Source organism: Streptomyces buecherae (assembly GCF_014295035.1).
Classification (GTDB): Bacteria; Actinomycetota; Actinomycetes; order Streptomycetales; family Streptomycetaceae; genus Streptomyces; species Streptomyces youssoufiensis.
In genome coordinates this window covers 5084371-5109085 of sequence record NZ_CP060404.1, presented here as the reverse complement: position 1 = coordinate 5109085, position 24715 = coordinate 5084371, and the positions used below count along the sequence as shown (strand labels likewise).

Sequence of the window (24715 nt, the reverse complement as noted above, 5' to 3'; positions counted from 1 at the left end):
TCGGGGGCGGGCGGGGCGCGGGACCCGGGCAGCGTGCGAGCCCAGCGTTGCGCACTGCTCAACAGCGTGTGACCATGTGCCGGTTGTGGCAAACGTCAGGGACTGCGGGGCTTCGGGGGTGTCCGCGTGAGCGGTGACGGCCGGTTACGGCTGGCGGATCTGGTGTCGGACAGCGCGGCGGGCGGAGCTTCTCGGGCGGCCCGCCGAACAGCCTTGCTGGCGACCCGGTTGTACTTCGAGCGTCCACGACCGCCCGCCGCTCCTGGTTTCCTGGTGGCGCGGACGGACGAGGGGCCGCTGATCGCGGTGTTCACGTCGGTGTCCGGTCTGGCGCTGTACGCGGGTGCGTGTGACTGGGCCTCCACCACGGTTGAGGACCTGGTGGGGTTGCTCCCCGACGGGGTGCGGGCGTTGGTGGACCCGTTGGGTGAACAACCGCTCGTCCTGGATGGGGAGGTGCTGCGCGCGCTGGTCGAGGACGCCGCTGAGGTGGCGGTGCCGGCGCCCGCCACACGAAGCGACCGTCCCCTGCCTTCCGTCGGTGCGTTGAACGCGGAGCACCAGGAGGGGGTCGGTGGCTGATCCCGAGGAGTGGAACGGCCATCACGACCGGGATGTCGGCGACGAGGAGGGCGATGTCGGCTACCGGCTGGAGATCGCCCAGGTGAAGGGGCTCATTCTGCCGCTGGAGGAGTCGGTGGCGGCGGCTCGTGCGATGGGCCGCGACGAGGAGCGGCTGACCGGGTACCTGCGGCATGCCGGCGCGCCGGAGATCCTGCACGCGGGGCAGGAGTTCGTCTCGTCGTGGGGCTTTGGCATGCGGCAACTCGCCGAGCACGCGGACGAGGTGGTGGATCGGCTGTACGAGGCGGTCGCCGCGTACATGCTGGCCGAGATCCTTCAGGTGGAGAACTTCTGGCCCTCGGACGCGAACATCGCCAAGTTGCCGATCGGGGACGCGAGCACCTGGGCGGCGAAGAAGTACGGCGTCCCAGAAATGGACCCGCGGCCCGGTGAGAGCGACCACTGGAAGAAGTTCCAGGACTTCGTGGATGAGGACTGATGGCTGAGCCAGAGCGGTGGAATCCGGCCCGGCCCGCCATCCCGGAGGGCTGCGCGGCCAAGGACCTCATACCGGGCGAGCCGGATGACGTCGACTCGCTGGTCGCGGAGTTACGCGCGTACGCGGGCGCGTTCCGCGACGGGCACGACCGTCTGGGTCCGTTGCACCTGGCCGACTGGCAGGGCAAGGGCGCGGGAGCCTTCCGCAAGGCGGTGGACCGGCTCCCCAAGGAATTGACGTCGGCCCGGGACCGGTTCACCGACGCGGCCAGCGCCTTGGCCGCGTACGCGGTCAAGCTCCGCACCGTGCAGAAGCGGTGCCTGCCCATCATCGAGGCGGCCGACACCGCGCGCGCGGACGCCAAGCGGCACGACCGACGGGTCGCCGACTACAACGCGGCGATCGATCGCAAGGACGAGACGCTTCCGGAGCGTCCGCCCGACACCAACCCGGGCATCACCGCGATGGAGGAGTGCGTACGGCGCCTGGAGGCGCTCAGGGCGGAGCTGCAGCCGGTCGTCGACGCGGTGAAGAAGAAGATCGACACCGCGGCGGAGAAGGCGCCCGACAAGCCGAGCGGGTTCCAGTCGGCGAAGGAGAACCTCAAGGAGGCGCTGTGGAGCGCCCACCACGCCATCAACGACATCGCCGAGTTGGCCGTACCCTTTGTCACCGGTGATGAGAAGGCCATCGCCATGCAGTTGGCGCAGACTACCGATGGGGCGGTCTACGCGGCCAAGGATCCGCAGGGCTTCTTGAAGGCGGCGGCCAACTGGGACGAGTGGAGTGACCACCCCTACCGGGCGATGGGCAGCCTGGCACCCTCCCTGGTGCTGGCCATCGCCACCGGTGGCGGCAGTGTGTTGCGCGACGCCATGAAGTCGGGCCGGGACGCGGCGACGCGGCTCAACCGTCGCAAGGCGGAGCTGGGTCGGGACGGCGCGGCGCGGGAGCGCGCCGACGGCGAGGGCACCCAGCGCCAGTGCGGTCCCGAGAAGGCGACGTGCGGCGAACCCATCGACGTAGCCACGGGCGAGATGGTCATGTCGGCCGTGGACGTGTCCCTGCCGGGCGCGCTTCCGCTGGTGCTCCAGCGTGCCTTCGTATCCGGCCACCCTTGCGGCGGGTGGTTCGGTCGGACCTGGGCCGCCACGCTGGACCAGCGACTGGAGTTGGACGGTGACGGTGTCGTCTTCGTGGCCGACGACGGGATGGTGCTGCGCTACCCGGTTCCCACGCCCGGCGAGGACACCTATCCGGAGGGCGGGCGCCGCTGGCCCCTGCACTGGGACGGCACGGCGGGCGGCACCATGCGGCTCACCCAGCCAGAACGCGACCGAACCCTGCGCTTCGCACCGCTGCCGGGCCTGGAACCCACGGAACTGCCCCTGGTCAGCGTCTGCGACCACAACGGCGACACGATCACGTTCACGTACGACGCGCAGGGCACGCCCACGGAGGTCACGCACTCCGGTGGCTACCGGATAGCGGTGGACACCAGCCCCGGCGCGGCCTCCGTCGGCCATGAGGACGGCTCCGGCGCCGGAGACAACCGGCACGACCACGCCCCTCGGCAGACGGGGACGGTCCCTACGGAAGGGGAGCCAGGGACCGGAGCCGATTCGGGACCACCGCGTATCACCGCCCTCCGCCTCCTCGGCGTGGGCGCGACGCCGGCGGGCACGACACTCGTCTCCTACCGCTACGACGCCGCCGGCAACCTGACCGACGTGATCAACTCCAGCGGCGAGGCCCTGCGGTTCACCTACGACACCGACCATCGCATCACCTCCTGGACCGACCGCAACGGGACCCGCTTCGGCTACGTCTACGACCGACGGGGCCGCGTGCTGCGCACCATCGGCAGCGGCGACATGATGACCGGTCGGCTGCACTACGACAGCGCCCGGCGCACCACCACCTACACGGACTCCCTCGGCCACGAGACGACCTACGTCTACGACGAGACGTACAAGGTGGTGGCGGAGACCGACCCACTCGGGCACACGCGCCGCACCCAGTGGCACCCCGACCGCCCGCACCGCCCACTGGCGGTCACCGACGCGCTCGGCCACACCACCCGGTACGCGTACGACGAGGACGACCGTCTCATCAAGGTCGAGCGGCCGGACGGCAGCACCGCCACCGCCACGTACGACGCTTTCGGGTTACCGGTCGAGGTGCGCGAGCCGGACGGCGCGCTGTGGCGGCACACGTACGACGCCCACGGCAACCGCCTCACGACCACGGACCCGACGGGGGCACAGACCCACTACACGTATGACGAGGAGACCGGGCACCTCACCAGCGTCAGTGACCCCCTCGGTAACACCACCCGTCTGAGGACGAACGCCGCCGGGCTCCCCGTGGAGATCACCGACCCGCTGGGCCACGCCACCACCCTGCGTCGTGCCACCCACGGCCGCGTCACCGCCATCACCGACCCCCTTGGGCACACCACCCGCCAAGGCTGGACCGTGGAAGGCAAGCTCTCCTGGCGCGAGCGGCCCGACGGGACACGCGAATCCTGGACCTGGGACGCCGAGGGCAACCTCACTGAACACACCGACACCGCGGGCCACATCACCCGACACACCCACACCCACTTCGACCTGCCCGCCACCCACACCACCACCGACGGCGCGCGATACGCCTTCGCCTACGACACCGAACTGCGCCTGACGTCCGTCACCAACCCCCAAGGTCGGACGTGGACCTACGCGTACGACGCGGCCGGCCGCCTGACGACGGAGACGGACTTCAACGGCCGTCGCACGTCGTACGCACACGACGCGGCGGGACGACTCACGGCACGCACCAACGGAACCGGGGAGACGATCCGCTACGTGCGGGACGCGCTGGGCCGCACCGTCGCGGCGCACCCGGACGGTGAGCGCCCCGGCGTCACGTACGCCTATGACGCGAGTGGCCGACTCCTGCGCGCCCGGAACGCGGACACGGACCTGCGTCGAAGCTACGACGCGGCAGGCCGCCTCCTGACCGAGACGGTCAACGAGCGTACGACGCGCTACGCCTACGACGCGGCGGGCCGTCGCACCTCGCGTACCACCCCGTCAGGGCTGGTCTCGCAGTGGACGTACGACCCGGCGCAACGTCCCGCCACGCTCACCACGGCCGGCCACGAACTGCGCTTCGCGCACGACGCGGCAGGACGCGAGGTCTCGCGCGCCCTCGGCGAGGACGTCACCCTCACCCAACGTTGGGACGAGCTCGACCGGCTCAACAGCCAACGGCTGACCCACCGGTCGGGGACCGCGGCGGATGTCCTCCTCCAGCACCGCGAGTACGCCTACCGTGCCGACGACCAACTCACCGAGATCCGCGACCTCACCACGGGCACGCGTCGCTTCGACCTGGACCGGGCAGGCCGCGCCACAGCGGTCCACGCACACGGTTGGACGGAGCGCTACGCGTACGACAGCGCGGGAAACATCACCGACGCGACCGCACCTGACCACCCCTCCACCGGCGAGCGCGAGTTCACCGGGACCCTGATCCGCCGCGCGGGCCGCACCACGTACGAACACGACGCCCAGGGCCGACTCACCCGCCGCACCCGCCGCCTCCTCAACGGCCAACGCCGCACTTGGACCTACACCTGGGACTCGGAGGACCACCTCACCGCCGCGGTCACCCCGGAGGGCACCCGTTGGCGCTACACCTACGACCCGCTGGGCCGCCGCGCCACCAAGCAGCGCCTGGGGGGTGACGGCGAACAGGTCGCGGAGGAGATCCGGTTCTCCTGGGACGGCACCCGGCTGGCGGAGCAGGTCGCGATCGGCGACGCGACCACGGGAGCGGCCACCACCTGGGACTACGCCCCCGCCACCCACCGCCCGCTCACCCAGACCGACCACACCCCCGCCCAACCCGAGTCACTCAGCCGAGTCCTCACCCAGACCGACACCCGCTTCCACGCCATCGTCACCGACCTGGTCGGCACCCCACAGGAACTCGTCACCCCGACCGGCACCCTGGCCTGGTCCCCACGCACCACCCTGTGGGGCACCCCCTTACCCACCCCACCCCACGCTCAGAACCTCGACTGCCCCCTCCGCTTCCCGGGCCAGTACGCCGACCCGGAAACGGGCCTGCACTACAACTACTTCCGCCACTACGACCCGGAGACCGGTCGGTATGCGAGCCCTGATCCGCTGGGGTTGGAGGCGGCGCCCAACCCTCTGTCGTATGTCCATAATCCACTTACTTGGACGGACCCCTTAGGGCTCGGCCCCTGCCCCACGTCCAGCCCTGCGCCAGGTACTCAACTCGGAGATACAAGCAGGCTCGGTGGATGGATACCGAGCCGTGTACCCGACGAGGCGATGAGCTCTATCCAGGACGTCAAAAAGTACGGGCGGGAAGCCACAGGTTGGGGAGCCCAATGGCACGGTCCAAACCTCACGATGAAGCCCTTCGCCAATGATGGTAAGGGGGGAGCCCACATGCTCCCGCAGACCGACCCCACAGGAAATCCGATCACTTATCGCGAATATGGGGCGCCAGCGTCAAGTGACAACCCAAAGCCAGGTGGGGAAAGAACGGTATGGGGCAGCGACGGCTCCATATATTATACTCCGACGCATTATCAGACATATATCGTAGTAGAAAGCCCTCAATGGTGACTGATCATGACCCTTGGATCGGTGTCGAGCCTTGGCTGCGCATCACCAGCCCAGATGCCTGTGCATCAGTTCGACAACTCCTCCCGTCTCCCGGCCTCACCTTCACTGCGTGGCTAAGCGGGCACCGCATGCGAGACTCAGATGGCCTCCTTCTGCAGTTCTTCGACGAATTCAAACTGCCGGATTACTTCGGCTGGAATTTTCCCGCACTCAACGACTGTTTGCGCGACCTTTCCTGGTTGCCCGCAGAACACTATGTGCTCGTGATCGACGAAGCCCACGAGTTGTTGGTCGACGAACCCGAAGCGCTGCCCGAATTCCTCGACATGCTGCTGCGGACTGGGCAGGAATGGTCCCGCGTGGAGCGGGTCGACGGAAGCTCCCAAGCACGGTTTCGCACCATTCTGACGTGCGACGGACCCGGGGTCGCTCACCTACAGAGTGCTGCCTCCAAGACGTGATCTTGTGCCCACCACCACCGGCACCGAGGATGACCCCACGGAACGTACGGGCGTTCGAGCCCGCGGCGGGGAGTGGAGGGAAGCGTGGCCGAGCGCTGGGTGCGGCTGGAACTCGACGTGGCGGCGTTCGACGGGGAGCGCTTCGCGTCGTACGTGCGTGGCTGTCAGGCCGCTGGTCTGCGGCTGACCACGCTCGCCGAGTTGGGGGACACGCCGGAGCACCGGCGGGCGTTGTACGAGCTGAACAAGGAGTGTTCCGCCGACATACCGGAGCGCGGGGAGTTCTTCTCGTACGAGGAGTTCGTTCGGCGGCGCTTCGATGATCCCTCGTACGACCCGCGTGGCGTCGTGCTCGCGTTGGACGGCGACGCGTGGGTGGGGATGGCGGCCACCTCGCGGCACAGCACGTTCGCGATGAACGAGATGACCGGGGTGCGCGCCGCCTACCGGGGGCGGGGCGTCTCGCTGGCCATGAAGACGTACGGCATGGCCTTCGTGCGGGAGTGCGGGCTGCCCACGGTCCGCACGATCCACCATCCGGCCAACGTGAGCGCGATCGCCATGAACCGGCGGATGGGGTTCGTCGACGCGGCTTGGTGAGCGTCGGGCGGGGCCCGCCCCGCCCCACCCGCGCCCTCGGCGGGGCGGCTCGCGACCCGTACGGGCCTCGACGCCACGGATCGCGCCCGCGCCCCGTACGTGCGACGGCGCGGCCGGGGCCCGGCCCGCGCCCGGCGCACCGCCGTTCGCGCCCGGCACTCGGAAACGGGCTCACCTCAAGTACCGGGTCGTCCGCGGGGTCAGCGCGGCGGGGTGAGGGTGTGATCCACAGGGCCTGTCAGGAGCGGAAGGGACGCGCGGCCGACGCGGGCGAGGCGCTCAGCTCAGGCCACGCTCACCGGCGTGTCGAGCGCCGCGCGCCAGGCGGCGACGGACTCGGTGTCCACCGGGCCTGACCAGCCCTTGGGCCGGGCGGCGCCGCCGATGTGGAAGGCGTCGACGCCCGCCTCGCGCAGCGCGGGCAGGTGGTCCAGGCGCAGGCCGCCGCCGACGAGGATGGTCGGCTCGTAGCCGGGTTCGCCGGCCTGGCCCCGCTTCGCCTCGGCCACCAGCGTGTCCAGGCCGGCGTCCACGCCGGCCGCCGCGCCGGCCGTCAAGTACGTGTCCAGGCCGGGCAGTTCGATCAGCCGCTTGCGGGCCAGGTCGCGGTCGGCGGCCCGGTCGATGGCGCGGTGGAAGGTCCACGGGGCGCCGTCGATGGCCTCGGCCAGCGCGCGCACGGTGGCCAGGTCGGGCTGCCCCGCTTCGTTCAGGAAACCGAAGACGAACTGGTCAGCGCCCTCGGCACGGAGCGCTCGCGCGCTCGCGCACAGGGCCGCCACCACGCTCTCGCCGCCCGCGGCGAAGCCGTCGGCGGAGCGCAGCATGACCCGCAGCGGGAGGTCGACGGCGGACCGGATCGCGGCGAAGCCGTCGAGTGTGGGGGTGAGCCCGTCGGCCGCCATGTCGGTGACCAGTTCGAGGCGATCCGCCCCTCCGGCCTCGGCCGCGATCGCGTCGTCCACGCCGAGCGCGATCACCTCAAGAATTGGTCTAGACATGTAACACAGCCTGCCACATCCCGGCCCGGGACCGGAAGGTGTACCTCACAATTGGCCTATGCCAGCCCCCGTGCCACATCCCCATTCCCCTTCCGGCGACGCCTCCTTCGGCGACCGCCGCGCCGGCCGGCCCCGGCGCCAGGACCCGGGCGCGTCGTCGCCCGAGCCGCGCCCCGCGACCCCGGCCGAGCCGGACGACGCCGCTGCCGCCGCTGCCGATGCCGACGCCGACGCAGCCACCACCGCCGCCGCGACCGGCTCCCCGCACCCCGCGACCGACGCCCTGCTCTCGCGCTGGGCGCAGGCACTCATCAACGCGCGCGCGGGCGGCGAGGGGCCCGACCCGCTCCCGTACGGCGAGAACCTGCTCGCCCGCTGGGCCGAGCCGCACCGCCGATACCACACCACCGACCACCTCATCGCCGTGCTCAACCGCGTCGACGAGTTGGCCCACCACGCGGACGACCCCGACGCGGTGCGGCTCGCCGCCTGGTTCCACGACGCGGTCTACCTGCCGGACCGCTCCACCAACGAGGAGCGCAGCGCCCGGCTGGCCGAGCGCGCGCTGCCGGAGGCGGGCGTCCCGCCGCAGACCACCGCCGAGGTGGCCCGCCTGGTGCGGCTGACCGTCGAGCACGACCCGGCCGAGCGGGACCACAACGGCCAGGTCCTGTGTGACGCGGACCTGGCGGTGCTGGCGGGCGGGCCGCAGGAGTACGCGGCGTACGCGGCGGCGGTGCGCGCGGAGTACGCGTTCGTCCCCGACGACGCGTTCCGCGCCGGGCGCGCCGACGTGCTGCGCCAACTCCTCGGCCAGGAGCACCTGTTCGGGACGCCTGCCGGCCAGACCCGTTGGGAGCGGGTGGCGCGCCGCAACCTCACCACGGAGCTGGAGCTGCTGAGCGCGTAGCGCCGTCGCGGCTCGGGGGCACGCGGCAGCTCGGGGGCGCGCGGCGACTCGGGGCACGGTGCCGGGGGCGCGCGGTGGCTTCGGGGGCGCGGCTCGGGGGTGGGCGGCGGCTCGGGGCACGGTTCGGGAGCGCGGCGGTTCGGGGGCCGGCTGCTTAGGAGGGCGGTCCGGGGGCGCGTGGCGGAGCTGACCGGGTCGGGCTCAGGCCGGGCCCAGGCCAGGCGCCGGCCGGGGTCGTCGTCCGACCGCTGACGGGGGCGTGACCTGCGGAAAGACGCCAGGTAGCAGCGGCGTACCGGGAATGTCAGGCGGCGGCGGACTGTTCTTGCCTGTCATGCCCGTCCCCACTGAACCCACAGCGCCCCACCCTGCCCCCGCACCTCCCGCTTCCCCCGAGTCACCCGCGGCGCCCCACCGCATGCCCATCGCCGTGTACGTGCTCGGCCTCTCGGTCTTCGCGCTCGGCACCTCGGAGTTCATGCTCTCCGGGCTGCTCCAGCCGCTCGCCCGCGACATGGGCGTCTCCATCCCCCAGGCCGGTCTGCTCGTCTCCGCGTTCGCGGTCGGCATGGTGGTCGGTGCCCCGGTGCTGGCCGCCGCCACCCTGCGGCTGCCGCGCCGGACGACCCTCATCGCCCTGCTGACCGTCTTCGGGCTCGGCCAGATAGCCGGCGCGGTCGCCCCCACGTACGCCGTGTTGTTCGTCTCCCGCGTCATCAGCGCGCTCGCGTGCGCCGGGTTCTGGGCCGTGGGCGCCTCGGTGGCCGTCTCGCTGGTGCCGGTGACCGCGCGGGCCCGGGCGATGGCCGTGATGGTCGGCGGGCTGAGCATCGCCAACATCGCCGGCGTGCCCGCCGGCGCGTTCCTCGGCCAGCACGCCGGCTGGCGGGCCGCCTTCTGGGCGGTGGCGGGGCTGTCCGCGCTCGGGCTCGTCGGCGTCATCGCCCTCGTACCCCGTACGGCGCCCGCGACCGGCGACGACGCGCCCTCGCTCCGCCGGGAGCTGCTCATCTACCGGGACCGGCAGGTGTGGCTCGCGCTGATCACCACGGCCCTGAACGGCGGCGCCGTCTTCGCCCTGTTCTCCTACCTCGCGCCGCTGCTCACCGACACCGCGGGCCTGAAGGAGAGCTGGGTGCCGACCGTGCTCGGCCTGTTCGGGGTCGGGGCCCTGATCGGCACCGCCATCGGCGGGCGCATCGCGGACGCGCACCTCTTCGGCACCATCTACGGCGGCATCATGGCCTCCACGGCCGTGCTCACGCTGCTGGCGCTCACCGCTCAGTGGCCGGTCGCCGCCATCACCCTGTCGCTGCTGCTCGGCGTCACCGCCTTTACGACGGCACCCGCGCTCAACGCCCGGATGTTCAACGTCGCGAGCGCGGCGCCCACCCTGGCCGGGGCCACCACGACCTCGGCGTTCAACATCGGCAACACGGTCGGCCCCTGGCTCGGCGGCCTGGTCATCGGCGCCGGCTGGGGCTACCCGGCCGTCGCCTGGACCGCCGCCGCGCTGGCCGCCCTCGCGGTCGGCACCACGGCCGTGGCCTCCCGCCTGCACCAGCGGAGCGCGGCCACCGAGCCCGGCACCCGCGTGGTGGCCAGCTCGGCCAGCTCCGTGCCGAAGCCCGCCGCCCTGGCCAAGACCGACACCACCACGGCGGCGGAGCCCTGCTCCACCACCTGAGCCCTCACCGGCCAGCGGGGCGGGCGGACCCGAACCCTGGGCCCGCCCGCCCCGGCGCCCAGCCGCCGGAGGCTGAAAGGTCACGCGGTTGCGCAGGCCACGCAACCGCGTGCCCACGGGCCGACGGACCACGGGACTACGAGCCGACGACTACGGGGCGGCCCCGCCCGCCGAGCCCGGGTCGCCGAGGCTGTCGTCGCGCAGCGGGGCCGCGTCGTCGGTGCCCCGCTTCGGCCGGCGCAGCCCGGCCCCGGTGAGCCGGCGCACCAACTCCTTGCTGCTCACCTCGATCGCGCCGGCCTCGACCGCCGCCGCGTAGCTGGCCGACGGCAGGTCGTAGTGGTCGCGGTCGAAGCCGCGCTGCGGGACGCCGACGCGCTCGGCGAACTCGTGCAGCTCCGCGTACGAGACGTCGCTGATCAGGTGCGACCACATGCGGCCGTGCCCGGGCCACACGGGCGGGTCGATGTACACGGCCATCAGTGCTCGTCCTCGGCCTCGCGGTCGCGTCTCGGGCCGCGACCCCCGCCGCCCGACACCACGGAGCCCAGCGCGCCCACCCGGGCGACCGCGACCGTGGTCTTGGCGCACACCCAGTGCGGGTCGGCGCCCAACTCGGGCTCCACCTCCAGCGCGTGCGGGTCGCCCCCGCCCACGCACACCGGGCACAGCGGCCACCGCCCGTACCGTTCAAGCAGGGCGTCCTGGACGTCCTGGGCCACCAGGCCCGCCACGAACTCCGAGCCCTCGGGCCACTGCTCGACCCACCACCGGCGGTGCGCCACCGCGTCCTCCACGAGCGAGACCACGTCCGCCCGCGCCACGTCCCCCGCCGACAGATCGGCGAGCACCAGCGCCCGCGCCATGTGCAGTGTCTGTTCGAGCTCCATGCCTCCATTGTCAGGGGCACCAAGGGTTGACGCCCGCCACGACTGAAAATACCTTTCAAAGAGTGAGCAGCAGACTGAAAGAAACTTTCACCGGCGGCGGTGGCCCGCGCGGTGCCGCCGCGCCGTCCGGGCCGCTGGCCCCGGCCGCGGCTCCCGCGCCGGCCCCGGCTGCCCTGACGGCCAAGGTCCGCGCCCTGGCCCCGACCATGACCCGCTCCATGCAGCGGGTCGCCGAGACGGTCGCCGCCGACCCGGCCGGCTGCGCCGCGCTCACCGTCACCGGCCTCGCCGCGCGCACCGGCACCAGCGAGGCCACCGTCGTGCGCACCGCCCGCGTCCTGGGCTACCCGGGCTACCGGGACCTGCGGCTCGCCCTCGCCGCGCTCGCCGCCCAACAGGCCGCCGGCCGCGCGCCGGCCGTCACCGCCGACATCGCGGTGGACGACCCGATAGCCGACGTGGTCGCCAAGCTGGCCCAGGAGGAGCAGCAGTGCCTGGCGGACACCGCCGCCGCCCTCGACCCGGTCCAGCTCGACGCGGCCGTGGCGGCGCTGGTGGCCGCCCGCCGCGTGGACGCGTACGGCATCGCCGCCTCCGGACTGGTCGGCCAGGACCTGGTGCAGAAGCTGCTGCGGATCGGGCTGATCGCGCACGCCCACACCGACCCGCACCTGGCGGTCACCAACGCCGTGCAGCTCCGGCCGGGCGACGTGGCCATCGCGATCACGCACTCGGGTCGCACCATCGACGTCATCGAGCCGCTGCGCACGGCCTTCGACCAGGGCGCGACGACGGTGGCGATCACCGGGCACCCGGAGGCCGAGGTCGCCCAGTACGCGGACCTGGTGCTGACCACCTCCACCGCCCGCGAGAGCGAGCTGCGACCGGCCGCGATGTCCAGCCGTACGAGCCAACTCCTCGTCGTGGACTGCCTGTTCGTCGGCGTGGCGCAGCGCACCTACGCCACCGCGGCCCCGGCCCTGTCGGCCTCCTACCAGGCGCTGGCGCACCGCCACGACCCGCGCCCGGGCCACTGAGCCCCACCCGCCCGCTCCCGTACGCCGACCGCGAGACCCCGCCCGCGCGGCGCCGCCCGCACCCGCGCCCCCTCCGGACGCGTACGCGCACCAGCCGTACCCGCCGCACCACCCGCACCAGCTCTCTCCTGCGAACCTCCCTCATCCGTACCGAGAAAGAGCCCCCGTCGCATGAACCCCAGCACCCAGGGCCAAGCGCCCGACCGGCTCCGTGCCGAGCTCGACACCCTCACGACCGAGGCGTTCCGCCCCGAGCTGGCCGACGTCGACCGGCTCAACACGCTCGCCATCGCCCGCCTGATGAACGCGGAGGACGCCGCCGTTCCCACCGCCGTCGCCGAGCGGCTTCCCGAGGTGGCCGCCGCGATCGACGCGATCGCCGCGCGGATGGCCGACGGCGGCCGGCTGATCTACGCGGGCGCGGGCACGGCGGGCCGGCTCGGGGTGCTCGACGCCAGCGAGTGCCCGCCCACCTTCAACGCGGCCCCCGACCAGGTCATCGGCCTCATCGCGGGCGGCCCTGACGCGCTGGTGACCTCGATCGAGGGCGCCGAGGACAGCGCCGAGCTGGCCGCCGCCGACCTGGCCGCGCTGAAGCTGACCGACCGCGACAGCGTGGTGGGCGTCTCCGCGTCGGGGCGCACGCCGTACGCCGTCGGGGCCGTGACCTACGCGCGCGAGCGCGGCGCCCTGACCGTGGGGCTGGCCTGCAACGCGGGCTCGGCCCTCGCGGCCGCCGCCGAGCACGGCATCGAGGTCGTGGTCGGCCCCGAACTGCTCACCGGCTCCACCCGGCTCAAGGCGGGCACGGCCCAGAAGCTGGTGCTCAACATGGTCTCGACGCTGACCATGATCCGCCTGGGCAAGACGTACGGGAACCTGATGGTGGACGTGCGGGCGTCGAACGAGAAGCTGCGCGCCCGCTCGCGCCGCATCGTGGCGCTGGCCACCGGCGCGCCGGAGAAGGAGATCGAGGCGGCCCTCGCGGCCACCGGCGGCGAGGTGAAGAACGCCATCCTCACCCTCCTCGCGGACGTGGACGCCGCGACGGCCGAGCGGCTGCTCGCGGAGGCGAACGGCCACCTCAGAGCGGCGATCGACGCCGCCCGCGCGACCTGAGCCCGGCGGGTCGGGACAGCCCGCACGACCCGACGGCCCGCGCGGGCCCAGCCGAGCCCGGCCCGCGCCGCCCGGGCCCGGCCCCCGGGAATCCGCCCCGATGAACCGGGCCCGGACGCGCCCGAGGGCGGCACCCGCGGGGGGTGCCGCCCTCGTTCGTAGGAACAGCCGATCCGCGAGGCGGATCAGAAGTCCATGTCACCGCCCGGCATGCCGCCCGGCGCGCCCGCGGGGGCAGCCTTTTCCGGCTTGTCGGCGATGACGGCCTCGGTGGTGAGGAACAGCGCGGCGATCGACGCGGCGTTCTGCAGCGCGGAACGCGTCACCTTGGCCGGGTCGATGATGCCCTCGGCCACCAGGTCGACGTACTCGCCGGTCGCGGCGTTCAGGCCGTGACCCGGGGTCAGGTTGCGCACCTTCTCCACGACGACGCCACCCTCAAGGCCGGCGTTGACCGCGATCTGCTTGAGCGGGGCCTCCAGGGCCAGGCGCACGGCCTGCGCACCGGTGGCCTCGTCGCCCTCCAGCTCCAGCTTCTCGAAGACCGAGGAAGCCTGGAGCAGGGCCACGCCACCACCGGCGACGATGCCCTCCTCGACGGCGGCCTTGGCGTTGCGCACCGCGTCCTCGATGCGGTGCTTGCGCTCCTTGAGCTCGACCTCGGTGGCGGCACCGGCCTTGATGACGGCCACGCCGCCGGCCAGCTTCGCCAGGCGCTCCTGGAGCTTCTCGCGGTCGTAGTCCGAGTCCGAGTTCTCGATCTCGGCGCGGATCTGGTTGACCCGGCCCTGGACCTGGTCGCTGTCGCCGGCACCGTCGACGATGGTGGTCTCGTCCTTGGTGATGACGACCTTGCGGGCGCGGCCCAGCAGGTCGAGACCGGCGTTCTCCAGCTTGAGGCCGACCTCCTCGGAGATGACCGTGCCACCGGTGAGGATGGCGATGTCGCCGAGCATGGCCTTGCGGCGGTCACCGAAGCCCGGGGCCTTGACGGCGACGGACTTGAAGGTGCCACGGATCTTGTTGACCACGAGGGTGGACAGGGCCTCGCCCTCGACGTCCTCGGCGATGATCAGCAGCGGCTTGCCCGACTGCATGACCTTCTCCAGCAGCGGGAGCAGGTCCTTCACCGCGGAGATCTTGGAGTTGACGATCAGGATGTACGGGTCGTCCAGGGACGCCTCCATACGCTCCATGTCCGTCGCGAAGTACGCGGAGATGTAGCCCTTGTCGAAGCGCATGCCCTCGGTGAGCTCCAGCTCGAGACCGAAGGTCTGCGACTCCTCGACGGTGATGACGCCTTCCTTGCCGACCTTGTCCATCGCCTCGGCGATGAGCTCGCCGATCTGGGTGTCAGCGGCGGAGATGGAGGCGGTGGAGGCGATCTGCTCCTTGGTCTCCACGTCCTTGGCCTGCTCGAGGAGCTGCGCGGAGACGGCCTCGACGGCACGCTCGATGCCGCGCTTGAGGGCCATCGGGTTGGCGCCGGCGGCGACGTTCCGCAGGCCCTCCTTGACGAGCGCCTGGGCCAGGACGGTCGCGGTCGTCGTGCCGTCACCGGCGACGTCGTCCGTCTTCTTCGCGACCTCCTTGACCAGCTCGGCGCCGATCTTCTCGTACGGGTCTTCGAGCTCGATCTCCTTGGCGATGGACACACCATCGTTGGTGATCGTGGGCGCGCCCCACTTCTTCTCAAGGACGACGTTGCGGCCCTTGGGGCCGAGGGTGACCCGGACGGCGTCGGCGAGCTGGTTCATCCCGCGCTCGAGACCGCGCCGTGCCTCCTCGTCGAACGCGATGATCTTGGCCATGTGAAGTGGTCCTCCCAGGACTGGGGGTCCCCCCGGCCAGTGGCTGGGGGAGGGTGGATACTCCGGACCGCGCGCGGCGCCCGCGACGGACGGCCTGCCTGCCAGGTGGTTCCTTCCCACCCGACCTGCGGGCCTCACCGACCCGGTCCTGCTGTCACTCTCGACATCAGAGTGCTAACGCCAATGATTAGCACTCGGCACCTGAGAGTGCAAGGCGCGCTCCGCAGGAGCGTCGATGAGGGGTGGTGGTCGGGGGCGCGGTGGGCGCAAGGCGATCGGTCTGGAGCGTCGATGGACGGCGGTGGTCGGGGACGCGGTGGGCGCAAGGCGCGCTCCGAAGGAGCGTCGTTGAGGGGTGGTGGTCGGGGACGCCATCAGTGGGTGTCGCTCCGAAGGAGCGTCGTTGAGGGGTGGTGGTCGGGGACGCCATCAGTGGGTGTCGCTCCGAAGGAGCGTCGTTGAGGGGTGGTGGTCGGGGACGCCATCAGTGGGTGTCGCTCCGAAGGAGCGTCGTTGAGGGGTGGTGGTCGGGGACGCCATCAGTGGGTGTCGCTCCGCAGGGGCGTCCTTGAGGGGTGGTGGTCGGGGACGCGGTGGGCGCAAGGCCGATCGGTCGGGAGCGTCGATGGACGGTGGCGGTCGGGGACGCTGTTCGCGGGTGCGGCACCGCGTGAGCCCCCGCTCGCGTTCGCCGTACGCAGTCGCAACGCCCGGGAACGAGGGGGCGGATCGCCGGGGGCACTGCTCGCGGAGCGCCGGGGGCCGTACGAGCCGTCGGCGGGGGCGCTCGGCGCGGTGGTGTGGGCCGGGGCGGGTCGGGGTGGGTCAGGGTGGGCGCGTGCCGTGTGCGCGCCGTACACGAGGCGGCCACGTCCCCGACACGAGCCGGTCTACCCGCCCGTGCGCCAGCGGCCGTGGACGCGCGCGCCAGCGGGTCCCGAGGGGTGCGCCAGTCGCGCACCACCGCGCGTGGCCCGGGCCGCCAGCGGGGTGTGCGGTGGGGTCACGGCGGGCCGGGGCGCGCGAAGGGCCCGCACCCCCCTGCCGAGGGTGCGGGCCCTTGTTCGCGCTGCAGTCGGTCGGCGCTCAGCCGGCCACGCGGACCATGTCCGCCTGCGGCCCCTTCTGGCCCTGCGAGATCTCGAACTCGACCCGCTGGCCTTCCTCAAGGGTGCGGTACCCGTCCATCTGGATCGCGCTGTAGTGGACGAACACGTCCGCACCACCGTCGACCGCGATGAAGCCGTACCCCTTCTCCGCGTTGAACCACTTGACGGTGCCCTGAGCCATTCCTAACTCCCCTATTGCTGGCCCTTGCGCAGGACCGCACTCCGCGGACCCGGGTCAGACCTCACCCCTGAGAAACCCCTCCCATGCGGAAAGGGGACCCCTGGGGCGTGCGCCGGAACGCGTCGACCGCCGCTGAATGTATCTGCCCAGATGCCCAGAGCAACAGGTCAATCGGACGAGAATTCTGGGCGCGCGTCATCGGCCATACGAGGTGAACTCCGGTGATTACCGGTCAAGTCGGGCCGGACATGGCGGGAGCAACCCGGCAAATCATGTCCACACTTCACGCACATTTTGACGAGCCGCTGCCGCTTCCGCGTGCGGGCCCGTAAGAGAGGGAGGGAGATCAGTTCAACCTTATCGCGGTTTCAAACACGGAATTGCCCCGTCCGCTTTCTCGTGGACGGGGCAATTCGGGCAGCTCGCGATGCGGAATGCGCGGGTCAGCCGCCGGCGACGGCGGGAATGATGGAAATGCCCGCGCCGTCCGGCGTCGCCGTCTCAAGTCCCTGGGCGAAGCGCACGTCGTCGTCGTTGACGTACACGTTCACGAAGCGGCGCAGCTTGCCCTGGTCGTCGAGCACCCGGGCGGCGATGCCCTGGTGGTTCTTCTCCAGGTCCGCCAGCACCTCGCCGAGGGTCGCGCCCTCGGCGGGCACCTCGGCCTTGCCGCCGGTGTAGGTGCGCAGGATGGTCGGAATGCGAACGTTGACGCTCATGAGGGGGCCACCTTCGTGAAAGAACGGAAAGCTTGCTGATCGCGACGGACGGGGCGCCGGCCGGGTCGCGTGGCCGGCGCCGCGGGCGTCAGCCCGCCAGGCCCGCCGCGCGGAACGCGTCGAGGCTCGGCTTGATCGTCGCGGTGGGCCCGGTGGTGGGCGCGACGGCGTCCAGCGTCTTGAGCCCGTCGCCGGTGTTGAGGACGACGGTCGTGCGGGCCGGGTCGAGCTGACCGGTCTCGATGAGCTTGCGGGTGACGCCGACGGTCACGCCGCCCGCGGTCTCCGCGAAGATGCCCTCGGTGCGCGCGAGCAGCTTGATGGCGTCCACCACCTGCTCGTCGGTCACGTCCTCGACCGCTCCCCCGGTGCGCCGGGCGATGTCCAGCACGTACGGGCCGTCGGCCGGGTTCCCGATGGCCAGCGACTTGGCGATGGTGTTGGGCTTCACCGGGCGCACCACGTCGTGCCCGTCCTTGAAGGCCCGGGAGACCGGCGAACAGCCCTCGGCCTGCGCGCCGAAGATCTTGTACGGCTTGTCCTCGACCAGGCCGAGCTTGATCAGCTCCTTGAGCCCCTTGTCGATCTTCGTGAGCTGCGATCCGGAGGCGATCGGGATGACGATCTGGTCCGGGATCTCCCAGCCGAGCTGCTCGCAGATCTCGTACGCCAGCGTCTTGGAGCCCTCGCCGTAGTACGGGCGCAGGTTGACGTTGACGAAGCCCCAGCCCTCGCCCAGCGAGTCACCGATCAGCTCGCTGCAGAACCGGTTGACGTCGTCGTACGTGCCCTCGATCGCGACCAGTTCGCCGCCGTAGACCGCGGCCATGACGACCTTGCCGGCCTCCAGGTCGTGCGGGATGAACACGCAGGAGCGGAAGCCCGCGCGGGCGGCGGCTGCGCCGACCGCGCCGGCCAGGTTGCCGGTCGAGGAGCAGGAGAGCGTGGTGAAGCCGAAGGCGCGGGCGGCCTCGACGGCGATGGCCACCACCCGGTCCTTGAAGGAGTGGGTCGGATTGCCCGAGTCGTCCTTGACGTACAGACCGCCGGTGACGCCCAGCTCGCCGGCCAGCCGGTCGGCCTTGACCAGCGGGGTCAGGCCGGGGTTCAGGTTGGGCTTGGACGCGACGTCGGCGGGGACCGGCAGCAGCGGCGCGTACCGCCAGATGCTGTTCGGGCCGGTCTCGATGCGCTCGCGCAGCGCCTGCGGGTCGCCGGTCGGCAGGTCGTACGCCACCTCAAGGGGGCCGAAACACAGCGCACAGGCGAAGATCGGGCCGAGGTCGAAGCGTTCGCCGCACTCGCGGCAGGACAGCGCGGCGGCGGGGCCGAGGTCCACGGACGCGGCGGACGCGTCCGGCGTGGCGGGGGCGGTGGTGCTTTCGGTGACTTGCACAGCCATGGAGGCGAGGCCCTTTCTCCTCATCTTCCTCGCGACGCATCTCGCCACGAGACGGAATTGGCACCTTCCCCGCCGGGAGCCTCGCGGTGCGAGAAACCGACTGGAGGGTTGCCGGGGCTTCAACGGGCCGTGTCCCTCTGCCCCTCTGGATGAGCGGTATGGCAGCGGCTCCTTGGAGCCGAGCGTTTGTTGGCGTGATGACCCCGGCATGCGACGGTCATCCGCGTTGTTCAAGACTGTAACCGAAGGCTGGGACCCGGGTGAGGGTCGTCCAAACCACGAGATGAACGTAACATCGAGCGCCGCTCGGCGCGCAAAGGAGTCACGCAGGTGCTGGAAGAGGTGGAGCACTGGCTCAGTCGCCGGTCCTGGTCCGCTGCCGACCGTCCGCTCGACCTGCTCCTCGCGGCGAAACGGGCCGGTGGCACCAGCGTCAGCGTGGTGCTGCCCGCGCTGAACGAGGAGGCGACGGTCGGGGCGATCGTCGACGCGATCCGGCGTGACCTGATGCGGGCGACTCCGCTGGTGGACGAGCTGGTGGTGCTCGACTCCGGCTCGACGGACGGCACGGCCGAGGTCGCGCGCGCGGCCGGCGCGCGCGTGGTGCACCGGGACAGCCTGCTGCCCCGGGTGCCGGCGGTGCCGGGCAAGGGCGAGGTGCTGTGGCGTTCGCTGCTCGCCACCAGCGGCGACATCGTCTGCTTCGTCGACGCCGACCTGCGCGACTTCTCCGCCACCTTCGTCTCCGGGATCGTCGGCCCGCTGCTCACGGACCCGGATGTGCGGTTCGTGAAGGCCATGTACGACCGGCCGCTCGATCCGGCGCACGGGGCCGAGCCGGGCGCCGGGCCGGTCGGGCAGGGCGGTCGGGTGACCGAGCTGGTGGCCCGGCCGCTGCTGAACCTGCACTGGCCACAGCTCGCGGGGTTCGTGCAGCCGCTGGGCGGTGAGTACGCGGCGCGCCGTTCGCTGCTTGAGCGGCTGCCGTTCCCGGTCGGCTACGGCGTGGAGCTGGGCCTGCTCGTGGACGCGCTGCACACGGTCGGCCTCGACGCGCTCGGCCAGGTGGACGTGGGCGTACGCCGCCACCGCCACCAGGACGGCCAGGCCCTCGGACGGATGGCGGCGGCGATCTACCGCACGGCCCAACTGCGCCTGACCCGGGGGCACTTGGTACGACCACGGCTCACCCAGTTCACGCGCGGCGCCGGCGGCGGGTTCGAGCCGCTGACGCACCCGGTGGACACCGAGGAGCGCCCGCCGATGATCGAGATCCAGGAGTACGCGGAGCGCTGGGCGGCGTAGCGGGGTCGGCGGAGCGCCGTCATACGGAGGCGCACGGGGCGGGCGGGGCGGACGGTCTGGACGGGGCGGGCGGGGCCCGGGTGGGTGGCGGGTGACCGGCCGGGCGGGTGGGGCGGATCAGGTCCGTACGTTTGAGCGGTTCCGGTGCTGGCTAGGCTCGGCACATGGTCTCCGAGCACTCCGAGCGGGACGCCGCCGAACCCGCGCGCGACGCCGACCCCGGGCCCGGCGCCCAGGTACTGGTCGCGTCGAACCGCGGGCCCGTGTCGTACGCCCTGGCACCGCCACCACCCCGTTCGCCATCGCGAACACCGACCCCCGACGACGCGGGCGCCCCGGAGTCCGAGCCGCCCGCGCTGACCGCCAAGCGCGGCGGCGGCGGGTTGGTCTCCGGCCTCTCCGCGATCGGCGCCGACGCGCGCGCCGTGTGGGTGTGCGCCGCGCTCGGCGACGGCGACCGGGAGGCGGTGCGGCAGGCCGCGGCCCGCGCCGCCGAGGCCGACGGTCAGCGGGAGGCGGGCGGCTCCGCCGGGGCGCTGCTCGACCCGGCGGAGACCGGCGGGCAGCGGGTGCGGATGCTGGACATCGCGCCCGAGGTCTTCACCGCGGCGTACAACGGCATCGCCAACTCGGTGCTCTGGTTCGTCCACCACCTGCTGTACCAGACACCGCTGGAGCCGGCCTTCGACGCGGAGTTCCGGCGCGAGTGGGAGGCGTACGAGGCGTACAACGCCGCCTTCGCGGACGCGCTCGCCCGCGAGGCGGCGCCCGGGGCGGCCGTCCTGGTGCAGGACTACCACCTCTCGCTGGTCCCGGCGCTGCTCCGGGAGCGCCGCCCCGACCTGCGCATCGGACATTTCTCGCACACGCCGTGGGCGCCGCCGGACTACTTCCGGATGCTGCCGGACGACGTCGCCGACGCCGTGTTGCGCGGCATCCTCGGCGGCGACCGGGCCGGCTTCCTCACCGCGCGCTGGGCCGAGGCGTTCGCGGACTGCTGCGCCCGGGTGCTCGGCGCGCGCGTCGGGCGGGACGCGGCGTCGGACGAGCTGACGGTCGAGCTGGACGGGCGCACGACCCACCTCGGGGTGTACGGCCTGGGCGCGGACGCGGAGTTCCTGCGCGAGCGCGCGCACGCGGCCGACGTCGAGGAGCGCCGCACCGCGCTGCGCGCGCAGGTCGAGGGCCGCGACGCCGACGCCACGGCCACGCCGCCCGAGGGCGGAGCGGGCGCGTCGGCCGAGGACACGGACGGCGGGCGGAAGGTCATCGTCCGGGTGGACCGCACGGAGCTGTCCAAGAACATCGTGCGCGGCCTGCTCGCCTACCGGCGGCTGCTCGCCGACCGTCCCGAGTGGCGGGAGCGGGTGGTGCACGTCGCCTTCGCCTACCCGTCACGGCAGGACCTGGCGGTGTACCGGGAGTACACGCAGGAGGTCCAGCGGGTCGCGGACGCGATCAACGAGGAGTTCGGGACGCCGGGTTGGCGGCCGGTGGTGCTGCACGTCAAGGACGACTTCGCGCGCTCGCTCGCCGCGTACCGGATCGCCGACGTCGCCCTGGTGAACCCGATCAGGGACGGCATGAACCTGGTGGCCAAGGAGGTCCCGGTGGTCTCCGACGCGGGCTGCGCGCTGGTGCTCTCCCGCGAGGCGGGGGCGTACGCCGAGTTGGGCGACGACGCGCTGACGGTCAACCCGTACGACGTGCGGGCGACGGCCGACGCGCTGCACGAGGCGCTGACGATGGACCCGGACGAGCGCGCCGCGCGGACGAAGCGGCTGGCCGCGGCGGCCACGGCGCTGCCGCCCAAGCAGTGGTTCCTGGCCCAACTGCGCGCGCTGGGCGCGGCGTAGTCGCACCGCCCCACCACAGGCGAGCCGGCCGCCGTGACCGGCCGCCGCTGAGCCGCCCCCGACGCCGGGGGCGGCTCAGCGCGCTCAGAGCGCGCTCAGCGCAGCTCGTGCGCCAGGGACGAGAGCAGGTCGACCACGCCGCGCGGGCCGTCCACGACCAGGTCGGCCCGCTCGGCCAGCGCGGTGACCTCGGCGCTCCCGCTGCCCACCAGCAGCCCCGGCAGCCCGTTCGACCTGCGCCGTTCCACCGCCTCGAAGGCCGCGACGTCGCCGAGGTCGTCCCCCGCGTACAGCACGGCCTCCGCGTCCACCTCCCGTACGAACTCATCAAGCGCGACGCCCTTGTCCATGCCGGGCGGGCGCAGTTCGAGGACCAGCCGGCCCGGTTCGACGATCAGGCCGTGCCGGTCGGCGAGCGCGCCGAGCGGGCCGCGCAGCGCCTCGAACGCGCCCCGCGGGTCGGCGGCCCGGCGGGTGTGCACGGCGATGGCGCGGCCCTTGTCCTCGACCCAGGTGTCATCGGCCGCGCCGGCACGGGTGAACACCTCGGCCAGCTCGGCCCGCGCGGCGGCCACGCCCGGGTTCGGCTCGGGGGCGCGCAACTCGCCGGTGGCGGCGTCCCAGCGCTCGGCGCCGTAGTGGCCGAGCACGACCAGGTGTTCGAGGCCGGGCACGTCGGCGAAGCCGCCGTAGCCCACCGCGACCTCGGCCGGTCGGCCGGTGAGCACGAGGACCGTGCCGACCAGCGGGGCGAGGGCGGCCAGCGCCGGCACGGCCGCGGGGTGGGCCCGGGCCTGTTCCGGGTCGGGCACGATCTCGGCGAGGGTGCCGTCGAAGTCGAGAGCGATCACGGCACGTTCGGGCCGTGCGAGCAGCGCGGCGAGGCCGTCACGGCCCGCGGCGGTGGAGGGGACGGGAATGGCCATGCGGCCGACCCTACCGGTGCGCCCGCGCGCCGTCGCCGGTGCCGGTCCCGGCCAGCGACGGGGCGTCAGCGGCGGGAGCGGCGGGCGGCGCGCAGCCGGCGCAGCCGGTTGACGGTCACCGGGTCGTGCCGCAGGGCGCGCGGGTCGTCGAGGAGGGCGTTGAGCACCTGGTAGTAGCGGGTCGGCGACATGCCGAGGCGCTCGCGGATCGCCCGCTCCTTCGCACCGGGCCCCGCCCAGCCCCGGCGCTCCAGCGCCAGCACGGCCACGTCCCGCGCGGAGAGTTCGCCCTGCTCGGCGGTGGCGGGCTCGGTGGAGGTGGGCTCGCCGGCCGGCTCGGGGTCGGCCTCGGGCCCGGGCCCGGCGCTCGCGGGCGGCTCGGCGTCGGCGGCCGGCACGGCGTCGGCGGCGGGCGTTCCCTCGGCAGGACCCTCGGCGGTCGGACCGTCGGGGGTCGGGCCGTCGGGGGTCGGGCCGTCGGGGGTCGGGCCGTCGGGGGTCGGGCCACCGGGGGTCGGGTCGCCGCCGGTGGGTGGGGGGCCGGGCTCGGCGGGGTGGGTCACGCCGCCAACCTAACGTTCCTCGTTCTCCGTGGCGTCGGCCGCGCGCTGGATCTCGCCGAGCGCGGTCGACGGGTCGCCGCCCTTGGCGACCATGGTGCCCACCGAGTCCCGCAGCTTCTGGTTGACCTTGGCCCAGGACGTCTTGTCGAACGGGTAGAACTGCGCGGTCTCCAGGCCGTCGAGGAACTGCCAGAGGCTCTTGTACTCGTCGTTGCGGCGCATCGTGTCGGACGCCTCGGTGGTGACCGGCAGCAGCCGGTACTTCGCGCAGAACTCCACGACGTTCGGCTCGCTGTAGACGAAGTCGAGGAACTCGCCTATCTCCTTGCGGTGGCCGTTCTTCTTGAACGCCATCATCCAGTCGGCCACACCCATCGTGGTCGACGCGGGGCCGTCGCGCCCGGGCAGCGGTGCCACGTCGTACTCGATGCGGTGCCCGACCACCTGCTGCATCAGCGTCGGGTGGCCGTTGAGCATGCCGACCTCGCCGCGGGTGAAGGCGTTGAAGGCGTCCTGGCGGTTGAGCTTGCCCGGCGCGGTGGGCCCGGTGAGGCCCTTGCCGACGAGTTCGTCGCGCAGCCACTCCAGCGTCTCGACGTTCTCCGGCGAGTCGAGCATGTAGCTGCCGTACCCGTCGGTGTAGCCACCGCCGCCGCTGAGCAGCCAGATCAGCGTCTCGGCCTGGGCCTCCTCGCGGCCGAGCGGCAGCGCGTACGGGTACTTAACGCCGATGGCCTTGAGCTTCTCGGCCGCGGCCTGGAGTTCGTCCCAGTCGGTCGGCGGCTTGAGCACGCCCGCCTCGCCGAACAGCTTCTTGTTGTAGAAGAGCAGCCGGGTGCTGGCGCCGAACGGCATCGCGTACTGCACCCGCTTCACCTCGCCCGCCCGCGTGATGGCGGTCGGGAAGGACGCCTGGGTGCGGACGGAGAGGATCTGGTCGGCGCGGTAGAGCATGCCCTTGGCGGCGAAGTCCGCGTACGTGCCGAACTGGACGAGGTCCGGGGTGTCGCCGCTCTCGATCATCTGGGCGACCTTCTTGTCGATGTCGGCCCAGCCGAAGACGTTGACATCGATCTTGATGCTGCCGTGCTTCGTCTCGAACGCGCGGGCCAGGTCGCCCCAGTAGTTCAGGGAGCTGTTGGTGCTGGTGTCCCCGTAGTCCGCCGCGACGAGCTTGAGCCGTACGTCACCGGAGCCCGAGCCGGCACCGCAGGCGGCGAGCGTCGGAGTCACCGCCGCCGTCGCGGCACCCGCTGCCGTCAGACTCAAGAACCGCCGCCGCTGCACAACCGGTACCCACCCTCGTGCTCTGCTCTGTTTCCCGGAATCTGCCGGAGTGTCACTCTCCGACACGAGTTGCGAGTCTCCCCCCGCAACCCCCCTAAGGTCTACACCACACCTGGTCTCGCTTCGGTATCACCTGTGGCCA

At 72.5% G+C, this 24715-nt stretch carries 21 protein-coding genes and 1 riboswitch; of the genes, 11 read left to right on the top strand and 10 right to left on the bottom strand.

Going from position 1 to position 24715, the window contains the following annotated elements; translation table 11 throughout:
* The first annotated feature begins 126 nt into the window (after nucleotides 1-126).
* From H7H31_RS20075 to H7H31_RS20055, 5 genes are all read left to right on the top strand, one after another.
* Nucleotides 127-582: an SseB family protein gene (locus H7H31_RS20075; protein ID WP_187060317.1), complete on the top strand. Its 456-nt coding sequence runs from the start codon at nucleotides 127-129 to the stop codon at nucleotides 580-582.
* The gene (locus H7H31_RS20070) at nucleotides 575-1063 is read left to right on the top strand and encodes a hypothetical protein (RefSeq protein ID WP_187060315.1); all 489 of its coding nucleotides are present in this window, start codon (nucleotides 575-577) and stop codon (nucleotides 1061-1063) included. The genes H7H31_RS20075 and H7H31_RS20070 overlap by 8 nt, the downstream gene beginning before the upstream one ends.
* The gene (locus tag H7H31_RS20065) at nucleotides 1063-5709 is read left to right on the top strand and encodes an RHS repeat-associated core domain-containing protein (RefSeq protein WP_187117988.1); all 4647 of its coding nucleotides are present in this window, start codon (nucleotides 1063-1065) and stop codon (nucleotides 5707-5709) included. The genes H7H31_RS20070 and H7H31_RS20065 overlap by 1 nt, the downstream gene beginning before the upstream one ends.
* Entirely contained in the window at nucleotides 5703-6170 is a 468-nt protein-coding gene (locus H7H31_RS20060) for a barstar family protein (RefSeq protein ID WP_187060000.1), read from the top strand. The genes H7H31_RS20065 and H7H31_RS20060 overlap by 7 nt, the downstream gene beginning before the upstream one ends.
* Before the next feature lie 84 nt (nucleotides 6171-6254).
* Nucleotides 6255-6770: a GNAT family N-acetyltransferase gene (locus H7H31_RS20055; RefSeq protein WP_187059999.1), complete on the top strand. Its 516-nt coding sequence runs from the start codon at nucleotides 6255-6257 to the stop codon at nucleotides 6768-6770.
* 284 nt (nucleotides 6771-7054) lie between these two features.
* Here the strand turns inward: H7H31_RS20055 and H7H31_RS20050 are convergent, their stop codons facing one another.
* Nucleotides 7055-7771, bottom strand: coding sequence for a copper homeostasis protein CutC (locus H7H31_RS20050; RefSeq protein WP_187059998.1), 717 nt, complete (start codon nucleotides 7769-7771; stop codon nucleotides 7055-7057).
* A gap of 283 nt (nucleotides 7772-8054) precedes the next feature.
* Here H7H31_RS20050 and H7H31_RS20045 point away from each other — a divergent pair, with 283 nt between their 5' ends.
* Entirely contained in the window at nucleotides 8055-8681 is a 627-nt protein-coding gene (locus H7H31_RS20045; protein WP_187060001.1) for an HD domain-containing protein, read from the top strand.
* Nucleotides 8682-9099: 418 nt separating this feature from the next.
* Complete coding sequence (locus H7H31_RS20040) at nucleotides 9100-10368, top strand: Cmx/CmrA family chloramphenicol efflux MFS transporter (RefSeq protein ID WP_187059925.1); 1269 nt, start codon at nucleotides 9100-9102, stop codon at nucleotides 10366-10368.
* 150 nt (nucleotides 10369-10518) lie between these two features.
* On the opposite strand, the gene H7H31_RS20035 is transcribed toward H7H31_RS20040, so the two are convergent.
* Complete coding sequence (locus H7H31_RS20035) at nucleotides 10519-10848, bottom strand: DUF4031 domain-containing protein (protein ID WP_187059924.1); 330 nt, start codon at nucleotides 10846-10848, stop codon at nucleotides 10519-10521.
* A complete protein-coding gene (locus H7H31_RS20030) occupies nucleotides 10848-11258 on the bottom strand; it encodes a hypothetical protein (RefSeq protein ID WP_176162271.1) in 411 nt (136 codons plus the stop codon). The genes H7H31_RS20035 and H7H31_RS20030 overlap by 1 nt, the downstream gene beginning before the upstream one ends.
* A 62-nt stretch (nucleotides 11259-11320) precedes the next feature.
* Between H7H31_RS20030 and H7H31_RS20025 the strand changes: the two genes are divergently transcribed.
* Both H7H31_RS20025 and murQ read left to right on the top strand, forming a co-directional pair.
* Nucleotides 11321-12295: a MurR/RpiR family transcriptional regulator gene (locus H7H31_RS20025; protein ID WP_187117987.1), complete on the top strand. Its 975-nt coding sequence runs from the start codon at nucleotides 11321-11323 to the stop codon at nucleotides 12293-12295.
* A gap of 171 nt (nucleotides 12296-12466) precedes the next feature.
* Nucleotides 12467-13414, top strand: a complete 948-nt coding sequence (gene murQ, locus H7H31_RS20020; protein WP_187059907.1) for an N-acetylmuramic acid 6-phosphate etherase — start codon at nucleotides 12467-12469, stop codon at nucleotides 13412-13414.
* A 185-nt stretch (nucleotides 13415-13599) separates the two neighbouring features.
* Here the strand turns inward: murQ and groL are convergent, their stop codons facing one another.
* The 4 genes from groL to thrC form a co-directional block, all read right to left on the bottom strand.
* A complete protein-coding gene (groL, locus tag H7H31_RS20015; protein ID WP_187059906.1) occupies nucleotides 13600-15225 on the bottom strand; it encodes a chaperonin GroEL in 1626 nt (541 codons plus the stop codon).
* A 1086-nt stretch (nucleotides 15226-16311) separates the two neighbouring features.
* Nucleotides 16312-16515 carry a cold-shock protein gene (locus H7H31_RS20010; RefSeq protein WP_003986833.1) on the bottom strand — a complete coding sequence of 68 codons (204 nt, stop codon included), beginning with the start codon at nucleotides 16513-16515 and terminating at the stop codon, nucleotides 16312-16314.
* A gap of 443 nt (nucleotides 16516-16958) precedes the next feature.
* Entirely contained in the window at nucleotides 16959-17234 is a 276-nt protein-coding gene (locus H7H31_RS20005) for a ubiquitin-like small modifier protein 1 (protein WP_176162274.1), read from the bottom strand.
* A gap of 88 nt (nucleotides 17235-17322) precedes the next feature.
* The gene (gene thrC / locus H7H31_RS20000; RefSeq protein ID WP_187060074.1) at nucleotides 17323-18636 is read right to left on the bottom strand and encodes a threonine synthase; all 1314 of its coding nucleotides are present in this window, start codon (nucleotides 18634-18636) and stop codon (nucleotides 17323-17325) included.
* Nucleotides 18637-18653: 17 nt separating this feature from the next.
* Nucleotides 18654-18792: riboswitch (SAM riboswitch) on the bottom strand.
* Between the two features lie 174 nt (nucleotides 18793-18966).
* Here thrC and H7H31_RS19995 point away from each other — a divergent pair.
* On the top strand, nucleotides 18967-19941 hold the full coding sequence (locus H7H31_RS19995; protein WP_187060073.1) for a glucosyl-3-phosphoglycerate synthase: 975 nt from the start codon (nucleotides 18967-18969) through the stop codon (nucleotides 19939-19941).
* A gap of 164 nt (nucleotides 19942-20105) precedes the next feature.
* Nucleotides 20106-21797: an alpha,alpha-trehalose-phosphate synthase (UDP-forming) gene (locus tag H7H31_RS19990; protein ID WP_187059914.1), complete on the top strand. Its 1692-nt coding sequence runs from the start codon at nucleotides 20106-20108 to the stop codon at nucleotides 21795-21797.
* A gap of 95 nt (nucleotides 21798-21892) precedes the next feature.
* On the opposite strand, the gene otsB is transcribed toward H7H31_RS19990, so the two are convergent.
* From otsB to H7H31_RS19975, 3 genes are all read right to left on the bottom strand, one after another.
* Nucleotides 21893-22723, bottom strand: a complete 831-nt coding sequence (gene otsB / locus H7H31_RS19985) for a trehalose-phosphatase (RefSeq protein WP_187059913.1) — start codon at nucleotides 22721-22723, stop codon at nucleotides 21893-21895.
* 65 nt (nucleotides 22724-22788) lie between these two features.
* Nucleotides 22789-23121 (bottom strand): DUF3263 domain-containing protein, encoded by a 333-nt coding sequence (locus tag H7H31_RS19980; RefSeq protein ID WP_187059915.1) that lies wholly within the window; start codon nucleotides 23119-23121, stop codon nucleotides 22789-22791.
* 174 nt (nucleotides 23122-23295) lie between these two features.
* Nucleotides 23296-24555 carry an extracellular solute-binding protein gene (locus tag H7H31_RS19975; RefSeq protein WP_222625173.1) on the bottom strand — a complete coding sequence of 420 codons (1260 nt, stop codon included), beginning with the start codon at nucleotides 24553-24555 and terminating at the stop codon, nucleotides 23296-23298.
* Between the last annotated feature and the right edge of the window lie 160 nt (nucleotides 24556-24715).

Coding starts and splice junctions, on each gene's coding strand:
- groL (WP_187059906.1), bottom strand. CDS start 15,225: ATGGCCAAGATCATCGCGTTCGACGAGGAGGCACGGCGCGGTCTCGAG.
- H7H31_RS20040 (WP_187059925.1), top strand. CDS start 9,100: ATGCCCATCGCCGTGTACGTGCTCGGCCTCTCGGTCTTCGCGCTCGGC.
- H7H31_RS20035 (WP_187059924.1), bottom strand. CDS start 10,848: ATGGCCGTGTACATCGACCCGCCCGTGTGGCCCGGGCACGGCCGCATG.
- H7H31_RS20005 (WP_176162274.1), bottom strand. CDS start 17,234: ATGAGCGTCAACGTTCGCATTCCGACCATCCTGCGCACCTACACCGGC.
- murQ (WP_187059907.1), top strand. CDS start 12,467: ATGAACCCCAGCACCCAGGGCCAAGCGCCCGACCGGCTCCGTGCCGAG.
- thrC (WP_187060074.1), bottom strand. CDS start 18,636: ATGGCTGTGCAAGTCACCGAAAGCACCACCGCCCCCGCCACGCCGGAC.
- H7H31_RS20065 (WP_187117988.1), top strand. CDS start 1,063: ATGGCTGAGCCAGAGCGGTGGAATCCGGCCCGGCCCGCCATCCCGGAG.
- H7H31_RS20060 (WP_187060000.1), top strand. CDS start 5,703: ATGGTGACTGATCATGACCCTTGGATCGGTGTCGAGCCTTGGCTGCGC.
- otsB (WP_187059913.1), bottom strand. CDS start 22,723: ATGGCCATTCCCGTCCCCTCCACCGCCGCGGGCCGTGACGGCCTCGCC.
- H7H31_RS20030 (WP_176162271.1), bottom strand. CDS start 11,258: ATGGAGCTCGAACAGACACTGCACATGGCGCGGGCGCTGGTGCTCGCC.
- H7H31_RS20050 (WP_187059998.1), bottom strand. CDS start 7,771: ATGTCTAGACCAATTCTTGAGGTGATCGCGCTCGGCGTGGACGACGCG.
- H7H31_RS20010 (WP_003986833.1), bottom strand. CDS start 16,515: ATGGCTCAGGGCACCGTCAAGTGGTTCAACGCGGAGAAGGGGTACGGC.
- H7H31_RS19990 (WP_187059914.1), top strand. CDS start 20,106: ATGGTCTCCGAGCACTCCGAGCGGGACGCCGCCGAACCCGCGCGCGAC.